The organism is Lentzea sp. NPDC051838, assembly GCF_040681245.1.
Lineage (GTDB): Bacteria > Actinomycetota > Actinomycetes > Mycobacteriales > Pseudonocardiaceae > Lentzea.
In genome coordinates this window covers 107,025-130,719 of sequence record NZ_JBFAYI010000004.1, presented here as the reverse complement: position 1 = coordinate 130,719, position 23,695 = coordinate 107,025, and the positions used below count along the sequence as shown (strand labels likewise).

Annotated in this window: 16 protein-coding genes, 2 tRNA genes and 1 pseudogene; 10 read left to right on the top strand and 9 right to left on the bottom strand. The window is 69.3% G+C overall.

Translation table 11 applies throughout. The annotated features are described in order from the left end of the window. The first annotated feature begins 4 nt into the window (after positions 1-4). Both AB0M24_RS11795 and AB0M24_RS11790 read left to right on the top strand, forming a co-directional pair. Positions 5-1,435: a sigma-70 family RNA polymerase sigma factor gene (locus tag AB0M24_RS11795; RefSeq protein ID WP_363764645.1), complete on the top strand. Its 1,431-nt coding sequence runs from the start codon at positions 5-7 to the stop codon at positions 1,433-1,435. Positions 1,436-1,484: 49 nt separating this feature from the next. Further along, entirely contained in the window at positions 1,485-1,979 is a 495-nt protein-coding gene (locus AB0M24_RS11790) for a hypothetical protein (protein WP_363764642.1), read from the top strand. A gap of 25 nt (positions 1,980-2,004) precedes the next feature. Here AB0M24_RS11790 and AB0M24_RS11785 read toward each other — a convergent pair whose 3' ends face one another. Together AB0M24_RS11785 and AB0M24_RS11780 are read right to left on the bottom strand one after the other, a co-directional pair. Beyond that, positions 2,005-4,722 (bottom strand): BTAD domain-containing putative transcriptional regulator, encoded by a 2,718-nt coding sequence (locus AB0M24_RS11785; RefSeq protein WP_363764639.1) that lies wholly within the window; start codon positions 4,720-4,722, stop codon positions 2,005-2,007. A 132-nt stretch (positions 4,723-4,854) separates the two neighbouring features. Continuing rightward, positions 4,855-7,665 (bottom strand): glycoside hydrolase family 2 TIM barrel-domain containing protein, encoded by a 2,811-nt coding sequence (locus AB0M24_RS11780; RefSeq protein WP_363764636.1) that lies wholly within the window; start codon positions 7,663-7,665, stop codon positions 4,855-4,857. Positions 7,666-7,852: 187 nt separating this feature from the next. Between AB0M24_RS11780 and AB0M24_RS11775 the strand changes: the two genes are divergently transcribed. Further along, a complete protein-coding gene (locus AB0M24_RS11775; protein WP_363764633.1) occupies positions 7,853-8,878 on the top strand; it encodes a LacI family DNA-binding transcriptional regulator in 1,026 nt (341 codons plus the stop codon). A 189-nt stretch (positions 8,879-9,067) separates the two neighbouring features. On the opposite strand, the gene AB0M24_RS11770 is transcribed toward AB0M24_RS11775, so the two are convergent. Next, positions 9,068-9,205 (bottom strand): hypothetical protein, encoded by a 138-nt coding sequence (locus tag AB0M24_RS11770; protein ID WP_363764630.1) that lies wholly within the window; start codon positions 9,203-9,205, stop codon positions 9,068-9,070. A gap of 294 nt (positions 9,206-9,499) precedes the next feature. On the opposite strand from AB0M24_RS11770, the gene AB0M24_RS11765 reads away from it, so the two are divergent. Continuing rightward, complete coding sequence (locus AB0M24_RS11765) at positions 9,500-10,372, top strand: hypothetical protein (RefSeq protein ID WP_363764627.1); 873 nt, start codon at positions 9,500-9,502, stop codon at positions 10,370-10,372. Here AB0M24_RS11765 and AB0M24_RS11760 read toward each other — a convergent pair whose 3' ends face one another. After that, positions 10,373-10,717, bottom strand: a complete 345-nt coding sequence (locus AB0M24_RS11760; protein ID WP_363764624.1) for a peptidase inhibitor family I36 protein — start codon at positions 10,715-10,717, stop codon at positions 10,373-10,375. 94 nt (positions 10,718-10,811) lie between these two features. On the opposite strand from AB0M24_RS11760, the gene AB0M24_RS11755 reads away from it, so the two are divergent. Continuing rightward, positions 10,812-11,510, top strand: coding sequence for an aminoglycoside 3'-phosphotransferase (locus tag AB0M24_RS11755; protein ID WP_363764621.1), 699 nt, complete (start codon positions 10,812-10,814; stop codon positions 11,508-11,510). Here the strand turns inward: AB0M24_RS11755 and AB0M24_RS11750 are convergent. Both AB0M24_RS11750 and AB0M24_RS11745 read right to left on the bottom strand, forming a co-directional pair. Continuing rightward, positions 11,507-12,250 (bottom strand): DUF1684 domain-containing protein, encoded by a 744-nt coding sequence (locus AB0M24_RS11750; RefSeq protein WP_363764618.1) that lies wholly within the window; start codon positions 12,248-12,250, stop codon positions 11,507-11,509. The two genes, AB0M24_RS11755 and AB0M24_RS11750, sit on opposite strands and share 4 nt — an antisense overlap. After that, the gene (locus tag AB0M24_RS11745; protein ID WP_363764615.1) at positions 12,247-13,215 is read right to left on the bottom strand and encodes a DUF5937 family protein; all 969 of its coding nucleotides are present in this window, start codon (positions 13,213-13,215) and stop codon (positions 12,247-12,249) included. Before AB0M24_RS11745 ends, AB0M24_RS11750 begins: the two co-directional genes overlap by 4 nt. Before the next feature lie 58 nt (positions 13,216-13,273). On the opposite strand from AB0M24_RS11745, the gene AB0M24_RS11740 reads away from it, so the two are divergent. Further along, positions 13,274-14,044, top strand: a complete 771-nt coding sequence (locus AB0M24_RS11740; RefSeq protein WP_363764612.1) for an inositol monophosphatase family protein — start codon at positions 13,274-13,276, stop codon at positions 14,042-14,044. Positions 14,045-14,125: 81 nt separating this feature from the next. On the opposite strand, the gene AB0M24_RS11735 is transcribed toward AB0M24_RS11740, so the two are convergent. Together AB0M24_RS11735 and AB0M24_RS11730 are read right to left on the bottom strand one after the other, a co-directional pair. Continuing rightward, positions 14,126-14,202 (bottom strand) — tRNA-His (locus tag AB0M24_RS11735). A gap of 2 nt (positions 14,203-14,204) precedes the next feature. Beyond that, positions 14,205-14,277, bottom strand: a tRNA-Gln gene (locus AB0M24_RS11730). A gap of 300 nt (positions 14,278-14,577) precedes the next feature. Here AB0M24_RS11730 and AB0M24_RS11725 point away from each other — a divergent pair. The 4 genes and pseudogenes from AB0M24_RS11725 to AB0M24_RS11710 all read left to right on the top strand — a co-directional run. Continuing rightward, entirely contained in the window at positions 14,578-16,125 is a 1,548-nt protein-coding gene (locus AB0M24_RS11725; protein WP_363764609.1) for a glycoside hydrolase family 13 protein, read from the top strand. Between the two features lie 90 nt (positions 16,126-16,215). Continuing rightward, the gene (locus tag AB0M24_RS11720) at positions 16,216-19,449 is read left to right on the top strand and encodes a DUF4132 domain-containing protein (protein WP_363764606.1); all 3,234 of its coding nucleotides are present in this window, start codon (positions 16,216-16,218) and stop codon (positions 19,447-19,449) included. 45 nt (positions 19,450-19,494) lie between these two features. Beyond that, positions 19,495-22,947, top strand: a complete 3,453-nt coding sequence (locus AB0M24_RS11715; RefSeq protein ID WP_363764603.1) for a DUF4132 domain-containing protein — start codon at positions 19,495-19,497, stop codon at positions 22,945-22,947. A gap of 94 nt (positions 22,948-23,041) precedes the next feature. Then, a pseudogene (locus AB0M24_RS11710) lies at positions 23,042-23,188 on the top strand (WGR domain-containing protein); the annotation flags it as partial. 41 nt (positions 23,189-23,229) lie between these two features. On the opposite strand, the gene AB0M24_RS11705 reads toward AB0M24_RS11710, so the two are convergent. Continuing rightward, positions 23,230-23,607 (bottom strand): hypothetical protein, encoded by a 378-nt coding sequence (locus tag AB0M24_RS11705; protein WP_363765756.1) that lies wholly within the window; start codon positions 23,605-23,607, stop codon positions 23,230-23,232. Positions 23,608-23,695 lie beyond the last annotated feature (88 nt).

The following is a 23,695-nucleotide window of genomic DNA, read 5'->3' as shown; positions in this document are numbered from 1 at the left end:
TGCCGTGCGCGACGGCAAGGTCGAGGCTTACGGAAAGCTCTACGAGCGTCACGTCAGAGCCGCCAGCCTGCTCGCGATGCAGCTGTCGACCTCGTCCTCCGACGCGGACGACCTGGTGTCGGACGCGTTCGCCAAGGTGCTCGCCGCGTTGCGCACCGGCGGCGGTCCGGGTGCGGCGTTCCGGCCGTACCTGCTGACGGCCGTACGGCACGCGGCATATGACAGAACCCGCAAGGAGAAACGGCTCGAACTGGCCGGCAACGTCGAGGAAGTCCCCGGCGCCACGCGGGCGACGAGCGTGCCGTTCCGCGACAAGGCCGTCGAGGACCTGGACCAGGCGCTGGCGGCGTCGGCGTTCGCGTCGCTGCCCGAGCGCTGGCAGACGGTCCTGTGGCACACCGCGATCGAAGGCCAGTCGCCCGGCGAGATCGCGCCGCTGCTGGGACTCACCGCGAACGGCGTCTCCGCGATGGCGTTCCGCGCCCGCGAAGGCCTGCGCAAGGCGTTCCTGCAGGCCCACGTGGCCCAGGAACCGGCGGAACGGTGCCGCGCGACGGTGACGAAGCTCGGCGCGTGGACGCGAGGCGGGCTCAAGGGCCGCGAGGCCGTGCAGCTCGACTCGCACATGGACGACTGCGCCGAATGCCGCAAGCTCGCGAGCGAACTGGCCGACGTGAACGGCGCGCTGCGCGGTCTCGTCGCGCCGATCGTGCTCGGCACCGGCACCGCGGGCTACCTGGCGGCCGCGACGGCCAAGGGCGCGGCGATCTCGCTCAGCACGACCTCCTGGCTCGGCGTGGCCGCGTCCGCCGCCGCGGTCGTGGTCGTCGCGGGCTCCGGGGTCATGACGTCGGACAACGGTTCGACCACCGCCCCCGGCGCCGCCCCGGTGATCACCACGGCCCCCGCGACCGGGCAGGCACCGGTCGGGTCGTCCGGCACCACGCCGACGTCCGGCGTGGCCCCCAGCGGCACCACCGCCGGTTCCGGAGTACCGGCGACCGACCAGGGCGGGACCAACCCGACCAACGGACCCGCGCCCACGACCAGCCAGGCCGCGGGCGGTGCCGCGAAGCTGTCCGGTAGCGCCGCACCGAACAACATCGCCATGACCACCGAGGGCCCGCCCGACGACATGACGATCGCCATCACCAACACCGGCACCGCGCCGACCCAGGTGCCGACGCTGACGCTGAACCTGCCGGACAAGATCAAGACGGTCGGCCCGGGCAAGGTGCCGGAGGGGTCCGTCGGCTGCCCGGCGGGCAAGGGCACCGTCACGTGCACCGGCGGCCAGACGCTGGCGCCGGGTCAGACCATCACGTTCAAGGCCCGGTTGCAGGCAGGGCCGAAGGCGGGCGACGGGACGATCACGGGCACCGCGGGCACGGTGACGGTGACGATCCCGGTCACGATCACGTCGTCCAAGAACTGAGCGTCCACTTCGGACAGCGAGATTCCACGCCACACCGCACCATGAGCGGGTGGAGGAGCTCACCGCGGCTCTCGTCGAGCTGGAGGCACCGTTCCGCACGCTCGTGGACGACTCCGAGTGGGCGCACGCGAGCGTGGAAGGCCTCGTGCTCGACATCGGCACGTGGTGGGCCGCCGACGCTTCTATGCGGGTGGCGCCGCACGTAGCGTTCAGCGTGGCCTTCAGCGAGGCGTTGCGGCTGCAGGGCGCGGTGTACGTGGAGGGCTACATCTGGGACGACGGCCCGGTCGCGGCCGCGTGGTGCGGACTCGGCTCGCGGGTCGTCTACGGGCCGCGGGCGGAGGCGTACCTGGGTGTCCCGTTGTCGCCGCACTTCTGCCGACGGATCCAGCAGCGCAACGGAACCGCCGCCGTGCTGATGAGCAAGCACCCCAACCTGCTCCCGCTGCTCCGGGACGGCCTCCCCCGCGGCGCCCTCCGACCAGGAGGCACACAAGGCCCACGTGCCGTCGATGAAGGGAACCTTCCTCCACCTCAGCTGTAGGAAGGTTCCCTTCATCGACGTGGCGTCACTCCGTGCCGAGCGCCGCGAACCTCTCGTCCGCCTCTTTCGCGTGTCTGGCTGCCTCAGCCGGATCCGCCACCGCCCGCGCCAGGTTCTTGTGCGCATTCGCGGCCTCGCGCCGGTCGTCGATCCGTTCCGCCAGCTCCAACGCCTCGCGCAACGGAACCAGCGCCTCCCCGGGACGTCCGGCCTCGGTCAGCACCTCGCCCAGGTAATTCAGCACCACGGTCTCGGTCGTCACGTCACCGATCGCCCGCACCGCGCCCAAAGCCGACCTCAACGCGTCCAAAGCCTCGTCGTGCCGACCCATGGCGTGCAGGATCATGCCCAACGCGCTCTGGGTGTCAGCCTCGTCCCGACGGCTGCCCATCTCGCGCATGAGCACCAACGCGCCGTTGCACGCCTCCAACGCCTCATCGAAGCGGCCGAGTGCGCGGTAGATGTTGCTGACGTTGCTCATCGCCTGCGACTCCAGGTGCCGGTCACCCAGCTCGCGCGCCACCGTGATCGCCTGTTCCAGCAGGTCAGCGGCCTCGGCGTGACGTTCCAGCGTCCGGTAGACCAGCGACAGGTTGTTCAGCGTGCCCGCCACACCCTGCAGGTCGCCCTGCTCGCGCAGCAACTCGATCGCGCGCTCGTTGTGGTGGATGGCCTCGGAGTACCGCCCGGTCTGCCAGAACACCATCGCGTACTGCTTGGTGGTGATCGCGGTCGCGAAGGCGTTGTCCTTCGCGGCTTCCAGCGCCAGCTCGTTGATCGTCTCCCAGTCACGTGTGTGGCCGCGCACCATGCAGAAGAACGTCATCGCGCGCGCGAGCTGCCAAGTGTGTGTGCGCCAGTCACCGTCCAACGACAGCGCAACGGCGGCCACGAGCGTCTGGCGTTCGGTCTCCAGCCACTCCACCGCGTGGTCGTAGTCGCGCAGCACGAGCCGTGACTCGGGCCGGTAGGTGATGTCGACCTCGAACTTGCGAGCGGCGGGCGACATCAGCCGCGTCGCCTGGTTCGCGGTGTCCAGGAAGTGGTCCAGCAGCCTGGTCAGCGGCTCACGCCGACCATCCACCTTGGACTGCGCGTACTGCCGCAACAGGTCGTGCATCCGGTACCGGCCGAGCGTCGTGGCTTCGAGCAGGTGGACGTCGACGAGGTCCTCGAGCATGCCGTCGCACTCCAGCACGTCGAGATCGCCGAGCGCCGCGGCCTGGTGGACGTCGAAGTCCGTGCCGTGGTGCAGGCCCAGCAACGCGAACAGCCGCTGGTGGCTTTCCGGCAGCTGGCCGAACGACAACGCGAAGACAGCGTCCAGTTCGGATAATCGTCCCTCGCGCAGCCGCGTCGCGAGGTGGGCGGTGGTCCAGGTCGGCCGTGACCGCAACCGGCCCGCCGCGAGTCGCACGGCCAGTGGCAACCTGCCGCACAGTTCGACGACTTCGCGGGCCGCCTCGTCCGTGCCGCGCTCGTCGCCGACGATCGTGGCGAACAGTTGCAGCGCCTCGTTCTCGGACAGCACGTCCAGCGTGAGCGTCGAGGTGCCTTCCAGCTCGACCAGCCGCGCACGGGAGGTGACCAGCACCAACGAGCCCGGCATGCCCGGCAGCAACGGGCGCACCTGATCGGCGCTGGCCGCGTTGTCGAGCACCACCAGGAGCTTCCTGCGGGACAGCTCCAGCCGCCACAACGCGGCCCGCTCGTCCAGGCCGACCGGGATCTCCTCCAGGCCGAGCGCGCGCAGCAGCACGTCGAGCGCATCCGTTGGCAGCACTGGCTGACGGCCCGCGGTGTGCGCGTGCAGGTCGATGAACAGCTGCCCGTCCGGGTACTCCAGCCGGTGCGCGAGGTGGATGGCGAGCGTCGTCTTGCCTACGCCCGGCATGCCGTCGATCGCAGAGATCACCACGGCCGACCGTCCGGTGACGGCCCTGGTCAGCCGTTCCATCTCGGCGGCGCGCCCGGTGAAGTCCGCGACGTCGCGCGGCAACGTGTTCAACGCCGGCCTCGGCTCGTCGCCCCTGAGCAGACGGCCGTGCAGTTCGCGCAGGTCAGAGCCAGGATCCGTACCCAGCTCGTCGGCCAGCAGGACGCGGAGGTCCTCGAACGCCTGCAACGCCTCGGCCGGTCGACCCGCCCGTTGCAACGCGTGCATGAGCTGCAACCAGAGCTGTTCCCGGAGCGGGAACTGCTTGGTCAGCCTGCGCAGCTCCGCGATCAGCCGCTCACCCTGGCCGAGCTCGATCGCGAGCCGCGCGTGCTGCTCGGCGACCGTCAGCCGCCGCTCCTGCAACAACGTCAGCTCGGCCACCAGCCGCGCGCCGACCGTGAGGCCGTCGAGCGCCGGGCCCCGCCACAACGCGAGCGCCTGCTCGTACTGCCGCACGGCCTCGCGGTGATCGCCTTGCCGCAGCGCCTCGTCGCCCGCGCCGCACAGCTGCTCGAAGACGCGGACGTCGACCTCGTCCGCGGGCACCTTCAGCCGATAGCCGCCGGGAACCGTGACGAGGTCGTCGACCACGAGCTTGCGCAACGCCGCGACGTAGGTGCGGATGTTCGACTCAGGCGCGGCGGGCGGAGATTCCCACACCGCTTCACTCAAGTGTTCAAAGCTGACCGTCTCGTTGACGTGCAGGGCCAACGCCGCGAGCAGCGCCCGTTGCCGGGGCCCGCCGAGCCGCAGTTCCACGCCCTCACGCCAGATCTGCAGTGGCCCAAGAAGCCGATACCGCACCGATCCTCCCTCGGTGCGGCATCGTGCCAGAACTTCCGGCCTCTGTGCGGGATTTGTGCGGACGATCTTGGAAACTTCTCCTTCACCGCCGCGAAGAGGGAGAAGTGCCATGCGCTGGTCGGGCCAAGCAGCCTAGGACAGTTCGGAGATGCGAAAGAACCCTCCTGCCGTGCCGGGTGCGGCGCTGGTGAGGTGAAGCCGCACGCTCGTCGTCGCGACCGGGTCGAACGTGATCGTGCTGGGCGCACCCGACTCCCCCGCCCAGGTCACGCGCAACCCGGTCACCGGCGTGTACTTGGCGCCGTCCCAGTAGCGGACGTCGATCGCTTTCGGCAGCGCGTAGGTGCCACCGGTGACGAACCTGGCCGTCAGCTTGCCGATCGTGCGTTGCTGGAAGTTCAAGGCCACCCAGTCCGTGGCGTGCGACAGGCTTGTCGCCGTGAGCTGCGGGGTCTGGGCCTTCGTGTAGAAGTTCGACCACGCCGTCGCCGGGTCGCCGTCGACCAGGTGCTGCGGCAACGTGGTGGCGGCCCCCGAGTACGAGGCGTCCGCGGCCGGACGTGGTGTGGCGGCACCGAGTTTCGCCGTCACCCGCGCGCCGTGCGTGACGATCGCGAGAACCTTGCCCTGGTAGGCGCTGCGCACCGGGGAGGTGAAGTTCTCCCTGTCCTCCTGGCGCCCGTTGTCAGTGCCGACGATCCGGCCGTCCGTCTCGAAGGTGATCTGGTTGTCGCACGGCACGACGACGCCGTTCGCGTCCACCACCGTCGCCGTGACGTAGTCGAGCTCCTTGCCAGGAACGGTTTTCAGCTCGACGCGGGCCGGCGCACCCGCCGTGCGCACGGTATCGGTCGCGACCTGCGCGCCCGCCTTGCGTGCCACCGCCGTGAGCGTCCCCCGTTCGAACGGGACAGTCCACTCCAGACGGAGGTGTCCGGTTCCGCCGTTCGGACTCGTGTAGCTGCCACCGGAGTACGTCCTGTCGTCACCGGTCGGCCCGTTCGTCTCCAGGTAGCTCTTGCCGTAGGTGGTCTTCTTGGCCTGGAACGACTTCGTGCCCAGCGAACGACCGTTGAGGAACAGCTCGACCTCGGGCGCGTTGCTGTAGGCCCACACCACGACCTGCTCGCCGGGTTCGTGGTCGGTCCAGTTCATCGGCAGCAGATGCACCATCGGCGTGGTGCTCCACTGCGACTGGTAGAGGTAGAACTGGTCCTTCTCGAACCCGGCCGTGTCGACCGCGCCGAACAGCGACGACCGCACCGGGAAGACACCGTGGTAGGGCGTGGGTTCGCCGATGTAGTCCTGCCCGGCCCACACGAACTCGCCCGCGAGGAACTTGCGGTCGCGGTCCTTCTTCAGCGCGTGCTCCCCGCTGGACGCCCAGCCGACGATGTTGTTGTCGTAGGAGGAGCTGCCCATCCGGCCGGGCGTGTAGTCCTGGCCGGTGTTCTTCTGCCGCGGGTCGAGGTAGACGCCGCGCGACGACGTGCTCGACGACGACTCCGACTCGAGGAAGAACGTGTTGGGGTACTTGGCGTGCAACGCGTCGATGGATTTGGCGCTGTTGTAGTTCAGCCCCACGCCGTCGAGCATCTTGAGGATCTGGTCCTGAGCGGAACCGTCCTTGGGCACGCTGGTGTAGCTGTGCGAGCCGATCACCACCGGACGCGTGCGGTCGACGGACTTGATGTCGTCGATGAGCCGGCGCGCGATCGGCACCCCGACCTCGACGCTCGTGCCGTCCGGGATCTCGTTGCCGATCGACCACATGATCACCGACGGCGAGTTCTTGGCCGCGTGCACCATCTCCTTGATGTCCTTGGAGCTGTGCTCGTCGAAGAAGCGGCCGTAGTCGTACTTCTTCTTGGGCGTCCGCCAGGTGTCGAACGCCTCGATCATCAGCAACAGGCCGAGCTCGTCGCACAGCCTGACGAACTCCGGCGCGGGCGGGTTGTGCGAGGTGCGGATCGTGTTGACGCCCATGCGCTTCATCGTCGTCAGCTGCTGCCGGATGCCGTCCTCGCTCACCGCCGCACCGAGCGCGCCGAGCGTGTGGTGCAGGTTGACGCCCTCCAGCTTCATGCCCTTGCCGTTCAACGAGAAGCCCTCGGACGGGCTGAACTCGAACCAGCGGATGCCGAACGGGGTGCGCACGGTGTCCTTGCCGACCTTGGTGACCAGCGTGTAGAGGTACGGCTTGGCGGTGGACCAGAGGACGGGCTTGGTGATCCGCAGAGTGCCCTTGGCGACTGACTTGCCGTCGGCGTCGAGCACCTCGTGGGTCACCGTTCCGGCGCCTTGCACGTCGGTCTTGACGTCGATGTCCGCGTACCCCTTGGGGTAGGTCGTCTTGAGGTTGGGCGTCGTGACGAAGACGCCGTGCCGTGCGACGTGCACCGGTTCGGTGACCTGCAGGTGGACGTTGCGGTAGATGCCGCTGCCCGCGTACCAGCGGCTGCTCGGCGCCTGGTGCACGACCTTCACGGCGACGACGTTCGGCTTGCCGTCCGTGTGCACCACGTCCGTCATGTCGACGTTGAAGCCCGTGTAGCCGTACGGGTGCGTGGCCGCGAGCTTGCCGTTCACGTACACGCGCGAGTCCATGTAGACGCCGTCGAACTCCAGCGAGATCCGCTTGCCCTTGGTGGTGGCGGGCAGGGTGAACGTCTTGCGGTACCAGCCGGTGCCCGCCCGGTAGTAGCCCTCACCGGGAGCCGCGCCCGGATCCGGGTCGAACTCGATGCTCCAGTCGTGCGGCAGGTCGAGCCTGCGCCACGCCGAGTCGTCGAAGTCCGGCTGGTGCGCATTCGCCGGATCCGCGAGCACGAACCGCCAGTCCTGCGTGAACGACGTGCTGCGCGGGGCCGCGGCGGCACTGCCCACCGGGACGACCAGGCCGAGCACGATCACCAGAACGAAGAGCAGACGCCGCCAAGACATCGGACCTCACCCCTACGCTGGAGTACAGTGCTGTGCTTTCTAGCGGCTCGCGGTGATATGGTATAGACCAAAAAGTTACATTAACCCGATGTCTGAATCAGTTCTCGTCTTCGCAGGCGCCGACGACGAGTTCGACACGAACGAGCTGATCACCGCGACCGGACTCCCCGTTCTTTAGGATGAGCAGATGACCGAAACGGCGAAACGACGCCCCGGACCTCGCATCGAAGAGGTCGCGAGGGTCGCCGGGGTCTCGAAGTCGACCGTCTCGCGCGTGATCAACGACGAGCAGTACGTCAGCGCGAAGGCCCGCGAGGCCGTCCACGCCGCCATCGCCGAGCTGGGTTACGCGCCCAACCAGGCCGCGCGGGCGCTGGCCGGCAACCGGGCCAACGCCATCGCGCTCGTCGTCTCCGAGCCGTCCGGGCGCGTGCTGTCCGACCCGTTCTTCGCGAGCGTGCTCCGGGGCATCCACTCCGAGCTCGCCGGCCGCCACATGCAGCTGTTGCTGATGATGAGCCAGCCGTCCGACACCGGCGACCTGGTGGCGTACCTGAGCAGCGGGCACGTCGACGGCGCGTTGCTGGTGAGCCTGCACGGCGAGGATCCGCTGGTGCCGATGCTGCACGAGATGGGCCTGCCGGTCGTGTCCGGCGGACGGCCGCTCGGCGCGGGCGCCACCTCCGTCCCGTTCGTGGACGCCGACAACTTCACCGGCGGGCTCGAAGCCGCGCGGCACCTGGTCTCGCTGGGACGCAAGCGGATCGCCACGGTCGCGGGGCCGAAGGACATGGCCGTGGGCGCCGACAGGCTGAGCGGGTTCAAGCGCGGGCTCAGCGAAGCCAAGATCACGAGCAACCTGGTCGTCCACGCCGACTTCACGCCCGAGAGCGGCGCCGAGGGCATGGAACGGTTGCTGCGCAAGGATCCCGGCCTCGACGCGGTGTTCGTCGCGGCGGACATCATGGCGTTGGGCGCGTTGCAGGTGCTGCACGCGCACGGCAAGAAGGTCCCCGACGACGTGGCCGTGATCGGGTTCGACGACTCGGTGTTCGCGTCGAGCGCGTCGCCACCGCTCACCACGATCCGGCAGGACGTCGAGGAGCTGGGCCGCACCATGACGTGGCGCCTCCTGGCCGAGCTCAACGGCGAGGACGGGCTGCCGCCGTCGCTGCTGCTGCCGACCACTCTGATCAAGCGGGCCAGCGCCTGACCAGGTCGACGAACTCGTCGACGTGCGTCTTGTGGGTGCGGTGGCTGAGGATGCAGACCCGCAGCGTGTACTCGCCGCCGAGAGAGTGGCGAGTGAAGCACCGGTCGTGAAGATGCCGCCGGTGGTCTCCACGGCCTGGCCCGCGGCCTCGGCGAACTGCCGCAGCAGGTCAGCGAGCTCGCCAGGGTTTCAGGTGGTGGCGGGGGGCAGGAGTGCCGTGCCTGTCGCTGAGGCGGGCGCGGCCTCCAGCCCCTCGATGAACTCCTCGACGAAGGCGGTTACGGTCTTCGTCCACTCGGCCCTGGTTTCGCGGTCCGGCTGCAACATGAGCTCACGGTGCGGATTTCCACTACGCCCGCCACGGCGTGTCCAGCGCCATGCCGCCTCCTGTGGGGTGAAGGTGTTGCGCCCTTTGGCTCAACCTAGCGTGAAAGCGCTCTCTCGGAAGGGGTGCGTCTCAGCTCGTGCCGACGGAAAGGGTTACATCGGTGATCATCGACGTTGCGTCACTCTTTGCGTCCGTTTCCACCCGATCGGCCCAACCTTGCCGCACTCTCGGTAACACCTGACGTGGTCGCTCGATGGTCCTGCCGTACGAACCCACCCTGAGGGAGCGCGACAGTGATCGAGAACTCGGCCGCCGGACTGGTGATGGTTCCCGGCGAGGTGACGGTGACCGTCACCGGCGAGCAGCACCACCAGGACGCACTGGCCCGCTACGCCGTGCCGGACGGGGTGACGCGGCACGTGGCCGTGCACCTGACGTGGTGCATGATCACCTCCGGCAAGTACCGCGGTCAGCGCGGGATCGAGGTGCGGCTCGACGGGTACCGCGTCGGCGAGCTGACTTTCCTGATGTCGCAACGGTACGCGCCGGTGCTGATGTACGTGGAGTCCGGCGGCGGGGCGACCGGGTGCGCGGCGTTGGTGCAGCGCGGCACGAACGGATTGCTGCAGGTCTTGCTGCGGATGCCGCGCGAGGTTCCGCAGGGCGCGGTGGTGCCGGTCGCGGGCTCTCGGTCGTGGGTGAAGCCGGTGGCGATCGGCGCGGCCAGCCTGTTCGCGTTCTTCATCACGATCGGTGTCATCGGGGCCGCGATCGGCGGTTCCCCCAAGGACAAAGCGGCCGCGTTGACGACGACGTCCTCGCCCACCGCCACGACCACGACTGTCGCAACGCCGTCCATCGCGTCGTCGACCACGACCACCACCACGACGACAACGACTACTACGACGACGACCACTCCCCCGGCGGCCCCTGCGCCGAAACCCCAGCCGCAGCCTCAACCTCAGCCGCAGCCCGCCCCGGTGCCGCCACCCGCTCCGGCGCCGAAGTGCGACCCCAACTACAGCGGGTGCGTACCGATCGCGTCCGATGTGGACTGTGCGGGCGGCAGCGGGGACGGGCCCGCGTACGTGGCAGGCCCGATCCGCGTGGTCGGCACTGACATCTACCGGTTGGACAGCGACAAGGACGGCATCGCCTGCGAGTGATCAGCGCTGGACGAAGACGCTCTTCGCCTGGAACGTGATGTCCGGCTGGCCGGTCTTCCCGTCGATCGGGTACGGCCGGCCGGTGCAGTTCGTGCTGGCGAACAACGACGCGGTCAGCGCGCTGTTGTTGTAGGCGGAGCGAATCCTGTTGCCCCACCCGTGTTCCTCGAGGTCGACGCACGCAGACGACCCGAGCGGCGAGACGTTGAACCGGGCACCTTCGTAGTTCACCTTGTCCCAGGCGCAGAACGCGTCGGTGAACGTGCAGTCCGGCGCCGCCGCCTGAGCCGCGGGTGTGACGGCCAGACCTGCCAGCGCGCACAGCAGAACAGCGATCTTCTTCATGAATCCTCCCCAGTTTCCCCTTGTCTGGCACCATTCCCGGCACACTCGGCCGCGTCAAGGCCTTGCCGTACCGGAACTCGGCAGAATGGGTGACGTGGAATTTCCTGAAGAGGTGCTGCGCGCGGTCGGCGCCGGCGCGGTCTGGTCGAGCGACCACGAAGGACTGTCCGGCGACGTGTGGAAGGCCGGCTCCAGTTACGTGAAGCGCGCGGGCGTGGACGAGCGGGAGAGGTTGCTGTGGCTGGGCGAGCACTTCGAGATGCCGTCGATCAAGGCGTTCGCGGACGGCTGGCTGGTGCTGGCCAACGTCGGCGCGCCGTCACTGGCCTCAGCCGACCCTCTGGTCGCGGCGACCGTCATGGGCACGACGCTGCGTTCGTTGCACGCATTGCCCATCGACTCGTGCCCGTTCGACGCGCGCGTGGCCGTCGTACTGGAGAAAGCGCGACGCAACGTCGAAGCAGGGCTCGTGGACCCGGACGACTTCGACGACGACAACCTCGGCGCCACACCGTCCGAACTGCTGGAGCGCTTGGTGGCGACCGCGCCACCGGACGAGGATCTCGTGGTGGCGCACGGGGATTTCTGCCCGCCGAACGTGCTGCACCGCCCGGACGGCTCGACCGTGCTGATCGACGTGTCCCGGCTCGGCGTGTCCGACCGGCACCGCGACCTCGCGCTGGCACACCGGGAGTTGGGCGAGGAGGCCGCAGCCGCGTTCGACCGCGCCTACGGCCTCACCCCCCGCCCGGAAAGGCTTGCCTGGTACCGGTTGCTGGACGAGTTCTTCTAACGCTCGTACGGGATCTTCTCGCCCGCCTCGACGTCGAACGGCAGGTGGTTGCCCGCGGGAGGCAGCGGGCAGGTGGCGAAGTCGGTGAACGCGCACGGCAGGTTCGTCGCCCGGTTGAAGTCCAGCACGACCTTGCCGTCGACCGGCGTCGCTGCGAGCGAGCGGTTCGCCGCGTACGTCGTCACGCCGCTGGTGGCGTCGGTGAAGAGGATGCTCAGGCCACCGTTGCGTCCGTTGAACGCCGTCAGCGTGTGCTCGGCGCCGTTGTGTGTGAACCGCACACGCCCCGGTGCCTCGTACACGTGGCTAAGACCCTCAACGACAGCACCGACAGTCGTGGGAACGGGCGCGTCGAACGGCTCGTAGACGCCTTCGAGCACCCACGCCTCTTGCGGCTCGTACGAAGGCACGCCGTGGAAGTTCCGCAGCACCTCGGCCTTGGGGTCGTGGACGCGGATCAGATAACCGCCGCGGCGCGCGATCTCGATCTCCACGTCACCGGCCTCGACGCGATGACCGGCACCGCTCTGCACGAGCTCGAACCGCTGCGGTTCGCCCCCGTTGCGCCAGTACGCCGCGTCGTCGTCTTGCCACCACTCGCCCGGTAGGCCGTCATAGGTGCGTGGGGTGGCCTCCAGCCAGTCGAGCGAGACGAGCGCGAGCCACCCGTACGGGTCCGCAAGGCTCTTCTCCCGGTCGGTTTTCCAGGTCTGCCAGTCCTCCGCGAAGCTCATGCTCATGCCAACGGGAGGTCCGGGGAGTTGCTTCCCCGTCCCACGGAATGGGAAACGAGGGCCTGACCGAGCTCGGTGCGGGCGTACACGACGCTGCGGCCATGGCGTTGCGAGGCCAGCAGACCCGCGTCGCGCAACGCCCTGAGGTGCTGGTTCACCGCCGATGTCGTGACGCCGGTGCGCCGCGCGATGTCGGTGGACGACCGCGGTTCGCCCAGCCCCGCGAGCAGATCCGCCCGCACCTGGCCGAGCACACCGGCCAGCGCGGCAGGCCCCTGTGTTCTGCCGGTCTCCCACAGCGTTCCGGCCCCGCGCGCCGCGTAGATCAGCAACGGCGGCGCGCTCTGGTCGACGGGCACCGCGGTGCGCGGCGTGAACAGGCTCGGCACCATCGTGAGCCCCTGTCCCCCGGCCTCCACCCGCCACGGGGCGACGCCGTCGATCCGCACCCGCACGACGGGGCTGACGAAGGTGATCCGGCTGGAGATGCCGGAGAACATCGCCGCCAGCCCGTGCTGCACCATCTCCCGGCCCCGGTGGGCGATGTCCGCCTCGAGGATCGTGCGCATGCGGTCCCACTGATCGGCCAGCGCGACCTGCCAGTACCGCTCCAGCGCCGCGTGCACCCGCGGCCGGTCGCGCAGCACGGCGGGCACCTCCCCGAGCACCGCGCGGTAGTCGCGCAGCATCGTGCGGGTGGGGATCTCGCGCAGCGCCGCGAACTCGTCCTCGATGCGGGTGAACGGGGTCTGCGGGCGGGGGCTCAGGAAGTCCGGCGTCCAGCGGCGGTCGTTGGACAGCGCGAGCAGCACCTCGGTGTCGACATCGCGGATCCGGCGTGCGAACGGCAGGTGCAACGGGTAGCGGGCCGGGTCCTTCAGCACGCGCAGACTGAGTGTGAGCTCGCTCAGCGGGGAGACCGCGAACCGCACGTCCACCAGGTCGGACTCGCCGAGCACGAACTCGATCATGTAGCACAACGCTACATCAGTTACACGGTCCGAGCACCCGCGGACAAGCTCTGGCGCCATGTGGACCGACATGCGGCTGGCGTTGCGAATCGCTCACCAGGCAGCGCAGATGGCGAGGCTGGCGTTCACCTCGGACACCCCGCACACGCGGTACAAGGACGACGGCAGCGTGGTCACCTCGACCGATCTGGCCGTCGAGGACCTCGTGCGCCGGCGTCTGGCGGAGGCGGTGCCCAACGACGGTGTGGCCGGTGAGGAACGCCCTGAGCGGAAGGGAACTTCGGGCCGCCGGTGGCTGATCGACCCGATCAGCGGCACCGCCGACTTCGTGCGCCGGCAGCCGACGTACTCGGTGGACCTGGCGATGGAGGACTCGAAAGGCCCGGCGCTGGCGGTGTCCGCGTTGCCGTCGCTGGGGATCACAATGGCGGCCGGGCGCGGAATCGGGTGCCGGGTGTTCACCGGAGATCACGAGGAGATCGCTCGGGTGTCCACTCGCGACAGCCTGGAGGACGCCAGGGTTTTCGTGCACGGCAAGGAGAAGCTCATGACGAGGTGTGTCGTCGTGACCGGCGGGGTGTCGGTGCTGCGCCTGGTGACCGGTGACGTGGACGCGGTGATCGCGCCGCGGGCGGGCCTCGACGAGTTCGACCTCGCGTGCCTGCCGGTGCTCGTGGAGGAGGCAGGCGGCCGTGTGACGACCACCGATCGTTTCGTGCTGGCGAGCAACCTCGTCCTGCACGAGGCGTTCCTCGCCGAGCTGTCGAGACCCACCTGGGAGTCGAACCCAGTGTCAACGCTTTTGCAGAGCGTTCCACGGCCGTCGTGACGTGGGTCGTATCGCGCGTCCTGGTGTCGAACCAGGCACCTCGGGCTTATGAGACCCAAGTGATCACCGGATCACACGCGATGGGGTGACCGACCGGACTCGCACCGGCTTCGACCAGGATCACAACCTGGCGCCTCGACTGCTTCGGCTTCGGTCACAGCTGCCCGTCGAGGACTCGAACCTCGATCTCCGCGTCCAGAGCGCGGCGTCCGTGCCAATTGGACCAACGGGCAACAAAAAAGCCGCCTCGTCGCATCGGCGACGGGACGGCTCCCCGGGACATGAGGGTCAGCTCATGCCGAGGAGCACCAGTCGTGCTGATGACACATGTGCTGGATCACGGCTGGCTCCTTCCTCCGGTTCGTTGAGATCCACTCTGACGGATGACGCGCACGTGCCGCAACGCATTTAACGGCGTTGCAAAAGTTTGCAGGATGACGTGACGTTCTCAAGTAATCCTCATGCCGACTTGCGGAAAACTTTTGCAACGTCTTTCCTGGACCGCTGACACACCCCATCGGAAGGCAAGGACCATGTCCCAGGACTGGTGGCGGCACGCCGTCATCTACCAGGTCTACGTGCGCAGCTTCGCCGACTCGGACGGCGACGGCATCGGTGACCTGCCCGGCATCCGCTCGCGCCTGCCCTACCTCCGCGACCTGGGCGTCGACGCGGTGTGGATCACGCCGTTCTACGCGTCGCCGATGGCGGACGGCGGCTACGACGTGGCGGACTACCGCGCCGTGGACCCGTTGTTCGGCGGGCTCGACGACGTGCGCGCGCTGGTGGCCGACGCGCACGAGCTCGGTATCCGGGTGATCGTCGACATCGTGCCGAACCACAGCTCCGACCAGCACGTGTGGTTCCAGGAGGCGCTGGCCGGGAGTGGCCGTGAGCGCTACATGTTCCGCGAGGGCGTGGGCGATCAGCCGCCGAACGACTGGGAGTCGGTGTTCGGCGGGCCGGCGTGGACGCGGGTGGCCGACGGGTCCTGGTACCTGCACCTGTTCGCGCCGGAGCAGCCGGACCTGAACTGGGAGCTGCCCGAGGTGCGCGCGGAGTTCCGCGAGGTGCTGCGGTTCTGGCTGGACCTCGGCGTCGACGGGTTCCGGGTGGACGTGGCCCACGGGATGATCAAGGCGCCCGGGCTGCCGGACATCGGGCACGCGGACCAGCTGAAGCTGCTGGGCACGGAGGCGTTGCCGTTCTTCGACCAGGACGGTGTGCACGAGATCCACCGCGAGTGGCGTTCCGTGGTGGATTCCTACCCCGGCGAGCGCGTGCTCGTGGCCGAGGCGTGGACGCCTTCCGCCGAACGCACCGCGCTGTACCTGCGCGACGACGAGATGCACCAGGCGTTCAACTTCCACTACCTGACCGCGGAGTGGACGTTCGAGGCGCTGCGCGAGGTGATCGACTCGTCGTTGGCGGCCGTGGCTCCTGTTGGCGCGCCTACTACCTGGGTGTTGTCCAACCACGACGTGCAACGGCACGTGACGCGGTACGGCGGCGGCGAGACCGGTGTGCGCCGGGCGCGCGCTGCTCTGGCGTTGATGCTGGCGCTGCCCGGCTCCGTGTACCTGTACCAGGGCGAGGAGCTCGGGCTGCCCGAGGTGCTCGATCTGCCCGACGACGTGCTGCAGGACCCGATGTGGGAACGCTCCGGGCACACCGAACGCGGTCGTGACGGCTGCCGAGTGCCGTTGCCGTGGGCATCTTCCGGGTCCTCGCTCGGGTTCGGTTCCGGTGGCTCGTGGCTGCCGCAGCCCGCCGACTGGGCGAAGCTCAGCGTGGAGGCGCAGGTCGGCGACCAGGACTCGATGCTGTCGTTCTACCGCAACGCTTTGCGCGTCCGCCGCGAGCACCCGGCGCTGGGTGCGGGTGACGGCGTGGACTGGGTGGACGGGCCCGAGGGCGTGCTGTGGTTCCAGCGCGACGATTTCGCGTGCGCGGTGAACCTGTCCGGTGAGGTCGTCACGCTGCCGGATCCGGGGTCGGTGCTGCTCGCGTCGTCGTACTACGGCGTCCGCGACGGACAGTTGCTCCTTCCGCCGGACACCGCGCTGTGGTGGCAGCTCTGACCAGCGTTTTTGCTTGATCGTCAAAACTGTCAGACCCCTTGGGTAACGTTCGTCCACATCGGCTTCGGACCAATCTCAAGGGGTCTTCCAGTGCAGGAGCTCGTCGACGAGGACAGATGGGTGATGCCCGCCGCGTGGCTGCGGCAGGCGTACCCCCGGCGCGATGTCGCTCCGGTGCCGGAGTTCGTGGTCGATCCTGTTCTGGCGCAAGCGTTTCGCGATCGGATGGCGGAGCAGGGCGAGCTGATCGCCGAGGTCCTCGACCATCCCGACTCGCCAGAGGATCTCGTGCGCGCGCTGCGGGACCAGCTCGACGGCCGGCCTGATCCGCTGGGCGCGGCGGTGCTGGCGAAGATCGTCGAGGTCCCGCACGCACAGGTGCATTGGTGGATCGAGGAGTTCGGCCTGCCGTTCGCCGCGGCAGCGGTCGTGCACCACGCGTACGTGTGGGCTGTCAACGAGCGGGACTGGCAGACGCGGGAGTGGTCCGGCCACCACCTGAAGCGGTCCCACCCGCGCTGGCTCGGCGACGACACCTTCGAGGGTCACGCGCTGAAGCGGGTCAGGGCGGCGCTGGCGGCGACCGACAAGGCGACGTACGACGCGGCGCTGGCCGAATTGGAGAAGGTCGGCACCACCGCGTTCGGGCAGACGGCCAGGGCCTTCCTCGCACCGACGCGGCACGACTGGTTCGAGGAGGCGAACCCGGTCGAGGGTGCGCCGGACTGGATGGTGCACACCGCCGCGAGCACGCCCGACCAGCTGTTGCGCCTGCGGTACGGCCGCCTGATCTGGTTGCCGGAAGGCCTGTACACCGCGCTGAGCGTCCTGGGTCCCGCGCTCGCGCCGGTGCTCGACGCGGAGCTGAGAACGAGACCCGACGGCGACGCGGACGCCCGCAGGACGGCCCTGGAGGTCCTGGCGGCGCTGCCGACCGACGAGGCGTTCCTCATCCTGCTGAACCGCAAGCAGGAGAGGTACTTCCGGCCCGCGCTGCACGCCGCGATGGCCGCGTTCCCTCATCGAGCGGCCCGGCTCCTGGCACCGCGCGCGGCCGACGACCCGGACGTCCGCCACCTGCTGCGCGTGCACTCGGTGCTGCACCCCGAACTGGTTCTACCGCCCGCGCTGGGCGCTCCAACGCTGCCGGACGCACCTGTGTCGGCCTTGCCGCGTGTGCTGGCCGACCCGCCGTGGCTGCGCCGCCGCCCGCAGCCGAAACCCGTGGTGCTCAAGGATGTTCCGGTGCCCGCCGCCCACCTCGCGTGGCTGCCCGGCGAGCGCGAGGAGTGGCTGCAGGTCCGGAGTTGGTGGACCAAGCACCCCCAGGACTGGGAGCAGATCGCCCACGCGATCGAGCACCGCCTGCCGCGCTACCACGACCACAAGCTCTTCCAGGCAGGCCCGGAGGAGCTCGCCCGGCCGTTGCTGGCCGACTGGGTGCCGATCAGCACCGGGGGCGGTGAGTCCTGGGGCCGCGCCATCATCGCGAGGTTCGAGCTGGCGGCCCTCCCCGTGATGCGACGTGTGGCGGCGGCCAACCCCGCGACGGCCGGCGTGATCCTTCTCCCGTACGCCACCCCCGAAGTCGCCGAGACGATGGCGGACTGGCTGGCACGCCTCAAATCCGCCCGCACGATCGCCCTCGCCTGGCTGGCCCGGCACCGCGAGACCGCCGCCCGTCTCCTGCTCCCCGTCGCGCTGGGCGCGGCCGGTCCACGTCGCCGCAACGCCGAGGTCGCGCTGCGCCATCTCCACTTGGAGACGGGTGTCGACGTCATCGCGGTGGCCGCGTCGGTGTCCGCCGAAGCGGGCTCGGCCGTCCGCACGTTGATCGAGGTCGACCCGCTGGACGTCCTCCCGGCCAAGCTGCCCTCGGTCGCCTGGGCCGACCCGAGTCTGCTTCCCCAGGTGCTGCTGGCCGATCGCACCAGCGCGTTGTCCGCGGAAGCAGCCACCAACCTCCTGATGACGGCCGCACTGTCCAAACCGGACGCCGTCTACCCCGGCCTGCCGCTCGCCGTCGAAGCCTGCGACCGCGAGTCGCTGGCGGAGTTCGCCTGGGGAGTCTTCGGCCGCTGGACCGACCTGGACGCGCCTTCCAAGGACAGCTGGGCCCTGCACGCCCTCGGCTGGTTCGGCAACGACGACACGGCCCGCCGCCTGGCTCCCGTGATCCGCTCCTGGCCTGGCGAAAGCTCCCACGCCAAAGCCGTGACGGGCCTCGACGTGCTGGCCCAGATCGGCACCGAGGTCGCGCTGGTGCAGCTGAACCGCATCGCGGAACGGGTGAAGTTCAAGGGCCTCAAGACCAAGGCCCAGGAGAAGATCGCCGACATCGCGCTGTCCCTGGGCCTGTCACGCGACCAGCTGTCCGACCGCCTGGTCCCCCGTCTCGGCCTCGACGACGCCGCCACCCTAGTGATCGACTACGGCCCGCGGCAGTTCACCGTCGGCTTCGACGAACACCTCAAGCCGTACGTCCTGGACGCGGACGGCAAGCGCCGCACCGACCTCCCGAAGCCAGGTGCCCGCGACGACCAGCAGCTCGCCAAGGCGGAACACAAACGCTTCTCGACGTTGAAGAAGGACGTCCGCACGGTCGCGTCCGACCAGATCCACCGCCTCGAACGCGCCCTGGTCGCCCAGCGCACCTGGACCGCCGAGGAGTTCCACGCGGTCCTGGCCGCGCACCCGTTGCTGTGGCACCTGGTCCGCCGCCTGGTCTGGATCACCGACGAAGGTGTCTCGTTCCGCCTGGCCGAGGATCGCACCCTGGCCAACGTCGAGGATGACGAGATCGTTCTCCCGGAAGGCGCGACCGTCAGAGTGGCGCACCCGGTTGATCTCCAGGATCCGCTCGTCCGCGGTGGTGCCGGCGTCTTGGCGGCGTGGGGCGAGGTGTTCGCGGACTACGAGATCCTGCCGCCGTTCCCTCAACTCGGCCGCCCCACCCACGCCTTCGCATCCGGCGAACCCCAGGTCCCGCAGCTGCGGAAGTACGTCGGCCGAGCGGTCCCGGTGGGCAGGATCCTGGGCCTCACCAACCGGGGCTGGGTCCGCGGCGAACCCCAGGACAACGGCGTCGAGATGTGGATCACCCGCCCCCTCCCCTCCGGCGGCGCCCTGGTCGCCGCCCTGGATCCCGGCATCACCATCGGCGCCGTCGACCTCGATCCCGAGGCCGAGCTCAGCGCCCTCTGGTTCTCGGCAAGCGGCGAAGGCACCTGGAGCCCGCCGGAGGACGGTGGTCCGGACACCTTCGACATCGACCCGGTCACCGCGTCGGAGCTCCTGTCCGAACTGGCCTCCCTGCACGCGTGACCAGCAGTGCGACCCGATCGAACCGAAACTCTTTGGGGACATGACATGCGCAGGTGGGAGCTCGTCGACGGCGGCTCGGCGAAGTTCTGGGAGATCGAGCGGAACGGCGCCTCGGTGACCGTCCGGTTCGGACGCATCGGAACGGCCGGCCAGACCCAGACGAAGGAGCTGGCGTCGGAGACGGCGGCGGAAGCACACGTCGCGAAACTGGTGGCGGAGAAGGAAAAGAAGGGCTACCGGAGCGCGGGCGAGAAGCCCGCGGTCGTTCTCTCGAGCGAGGACACGTGGGAGATGCCGCCGGCGTGGTTGCGTCACGCGCTGCGGCGGCGGGACGTCGAACCGTTGCCGAAGCCGTTCACTCCGGACCTCGCTCTCGCACAGGAGGTGAGCGACTGGGTGGCGGCCAACGGCGAAGAGATCGCCGCGGTCATGACGCATCAGCTGTCGGAGCAACCACTGGTGCGCGTCCTGCAAGAGCACCTCGACGGACGGACGAGCCCCGAGGGCGCGGCACTGCTCGCCCGCGTGGCCCAGCTGCGCAAGGCGTCGGTGCACTGGTGGATCGCGGAGTACGGTCTGCCGTTCGCGGCGGCGGCAGCGGCGCATCACACGGCCGTCTTCGTCGGCGGCCACGTCAACTCGCGCACGGGCCGAACCTTCGACGCCTACCTGAAGCGCTTCGGGGATCACACGGTGCAGCTGCACAGCCACGACAGCGACAACCTGGGGCAGCTTCGCGCGGCCCTGGCAGCCGCCGACGACGCCACCTACGACGCGGCGGTCGCGGAGCTGGAGAAGGTCGGCGCGACGGACGCGGGGCGGCGGGCGCGGGCGTTCCTCGCGCCGACACGGCACGACTGGTTCGAAGAGGCGAACGAGCTGCCACCGCCGTACTACGGCCCCAACTGGCTAGCGCTGTGCGCGGTGAGCACGGTGGACCAGCTCGGGCGGGTGCAGGGGCTCGACCTGACGTCGACGCCGACCACGATGCACACAGCGCTGTACACACTGGGGCCCGCGATCGCGCCGTTCATCGCCCTGCAGATGGACCAGCAACAGCTCGGCGCGGACGAGCGCAAGTTCGCGTTGAAGGTGCTCGCCGCCCTGCCGACCGACGAGGCGTTCACGCTCCTGCTCGACCGGCTCGACGAAAAGTACGTGCGGCCGGCGCTGCTGTCCGCGATGAAGGCCTTCCCGCTGCGCGCGGTCCGGCTCCTGACCGAACGCGCCGGTTCCGACGCGGACTGCCTGCAGCTGCTCCGAGCACACCTGATGTCGCACGAGGGCCTGGACGTTCCGGCTGCCACCACGGCACTGCTGGCCGAGGTCGAGTCGCGAAGGGTGCCGGACGCACCGGCTTCGGCGTTGCCCCGAGTGCTGACCGGTGCACCGTGGACAGATCGCCGACCACAGCCGAAACCGTTGGTGCTGAAGGATGTTCCGGTTCCTCCAGCGCAGATCGCGTGGCTGCCGGGCGAGCGCGAGGAGTGGCTGGCGAAAGGCGCCGACTGGAACACGGGTTCCTACTGGGAGAGTCTGGCCGAGGCGATCAGGACCGGCCGGAACGGCGAGAACGACTTCCGAATGTTCCTGTCCGGTCCTGAGGATCTCGCCCGCCCGCTGCTCGCCGTCTGGGTGCCCGCCGACAACTGGGGTGGCGAGAGCTGGGGCAGGGCCATCGCCGCGAAGTACGAGCTGGACGCCCATCCCGCCGTCCTCCGTCTCGCGGCGAGCAACCCGCACGCGACCGGTGTGGTGCTGCTCCCGTATGCCAGCACCGAGGTCGCCGGGCTGATGGCGAACTGGTTGGTGCGCCTCAAGACCGCGCGGAAGTTCGCCGTCACCTGGCTGGCCCGCCACCGCGAGGAAGCCGCCCGCCACCTGCTGCCCGCAGCACTGGGAGCTGCAGGCCCAGAACGCCTCTACGCCGAAGCCGCGCTCCGCCACCTCCAGCTGACGGTCGGCATCGACGTCGTCGCGGTAGCCGCGTTCGTCAGCGCCGACGCCGCCGAGGCCGTCCGCACGGCGATCGACGCGGACCCGGTCGACCTCCTGCCCGCCAAGCTGCCGGTGATCGGCGAGTGGGCCGACACCCGGCTGCTCCCCCAGGTGCTGCTGGCCGACCGCACGTCCGCCCTGTCGGCAGAGGCGGCGACAAACCTCCTGATGACAGCAGCACTGTCCAAATCGGACACTCCCTACGCGGGTCTGCCGCTAGCCGTCGAAGCCTGCGACCGCGAGTCGCTGGCGGAGTTCGCCTGGGCGGTCTTCCGCACCTGGCTGGACGACGAGGCCCCGCCCAAGGAGGGCTGGGCGCTGCAAGCCCTGGGCTGGTTCGGCAACGACGAGACAGTCCTCCGGCTGGCACCGATGATCCGCGCGTGGCCGGGCGAGAACGCGCACGCGAAAGCCGTGACAGGCCTCGACGTCCTGGCGCAGATCGGCACCGAAACAGCGCTGGCGCAGCTGAACGGCATCGCGGAGAAGGTGAAGTTCAAGGCGCTCAAAGCCCGCGCGCAGGACAAGGTGGCCGACATCGCCGCCACCCTGGGCCTGACCCGCGACCAGCTGTCCGACCGACTCGTTCCCGGCCTGGGCCTGGACGAGGCCGCCACCCTGGTGATCGACTACGGCCCGCGCCAGTTCACCGTCGGCTTCGACGAGCACCTCAAGCCCTACGTCCTCGACCCGGACGGCAAGCACCGCAAGGACCTCCCGAAGCCCAGCGCGAAAGACGACCAGGACAAAGCTCCGCTGGAACACAAGCGCTTCACGACGTTGAAGAAGGAAGTCCGCACGATCGCGGCCGACCAGATCCAGCGTCTCGAACAAGCCATGATCACCCAGCGCACCTGGACCGCCACCGAGTTCCACACAGTGCTGGCCGCCCATCCGTTGCTGTGGCACCTGGTCCGCCGCCTGGTCTGGCTAACCGACGAGAGCCTTTCGTTCCGCCTGGCAGAAGACCGCACCCTCGCCGACGCGAACGACGAGGAGTTCACCCTCCCCGAGAACGCGACAGTCCGCGTAGCCCACCCAGTGGAGCTCCAAGCCACGCTGACAGCGTGGGGCGAGGTGTTCGCCGACTACGAGATCCTGCAACCGTTCCCGCAACTAGGCCGCACGACCCACGCTTTCTCGCCCGACGAACCCCTGATCCCACAGCTGGCCAAGTACCTGAACGTCCCCGCGCCAGTGGGCAGAATCCTCGGCCTCACAAAACGAGGCTGGCTCCGCGGCACCCCCCAAGACGCGGGCGTAGAAGAATGGATCACCCGCCCGCTACCCGCCGGCGGCGCCCTGGTCGCCTGCCTGGACCCAGGCATCGCCATCGGCTCGATCGACGTCTTCCCGGACGTCAAGTTCACCGACCTGTGGTTCTCACCCTCCGGCAAGGGCCACTGGACGCCCCCGCGCGAGGGCAGCCCCGACACCTTCGAGATCGACGCGGTCACGGCCTCGGAGCTCCTAGCCGACCTGGAGTCCCTGCACTCGTGAGCTGACCTGCTTGTTCTGGTGATCGACGAAAAGTGTCAGACCGGCTTAGTACGGTCCCCGCATCAACTCGGATCGGACCCCAGGGGGTACGGCAGTGCGCAGGTGGGAGCTCGTCTCGGGCGGCTCGGCGAAGTTCTGGGAAATCAAGCAGGACGGCACGTCGGTGACCGTCCGCTTCGGACGGCTGGGCACCTCAGGCCAGACCCAGACGAAGGAGCTCGCATCCGCGGAGGCGGCCGAGGCGCACATCGCGAAACTGGTGGCGGAAAAGGAGAAGAAGGGCTACGCCGCAGCCGACTCAGCACCAGCCGCGGCGTCTCCAAGCACCGCCCAGGCCACCACCACAGCCTCTCCCGCCACCGCCACGACTCTCACCGCGGTCTCTCCCATCACCGCCGCCACTCCCACCATCACAGCTCCCACCACTACGGCCTCTCCTGCCACCGCCGTGTCCTCCCCCAACACCGCGCCTCCCACCGCCATCGCGGCTCCGACCACCACGACCTCTCCCACCACTGCCGCATCCCCCACTACCGCAGTTCCCGCCACGACGGCCTCTCCCGCCACCGCCGTCCCCTCCGCCACCACCTCAGTTCCCACCACAGCGGCCGCATCCTCGACTACCGCAACTCCCACCACCACCACGACCTCTCCCGCCACCGCCGCGTCCTTCGAGCCGGCCTCCACCCCAGACCCCCATCAACCGACCCCCGAACCCGCGCCCGCCATCGACGAAGACACCTGGTCC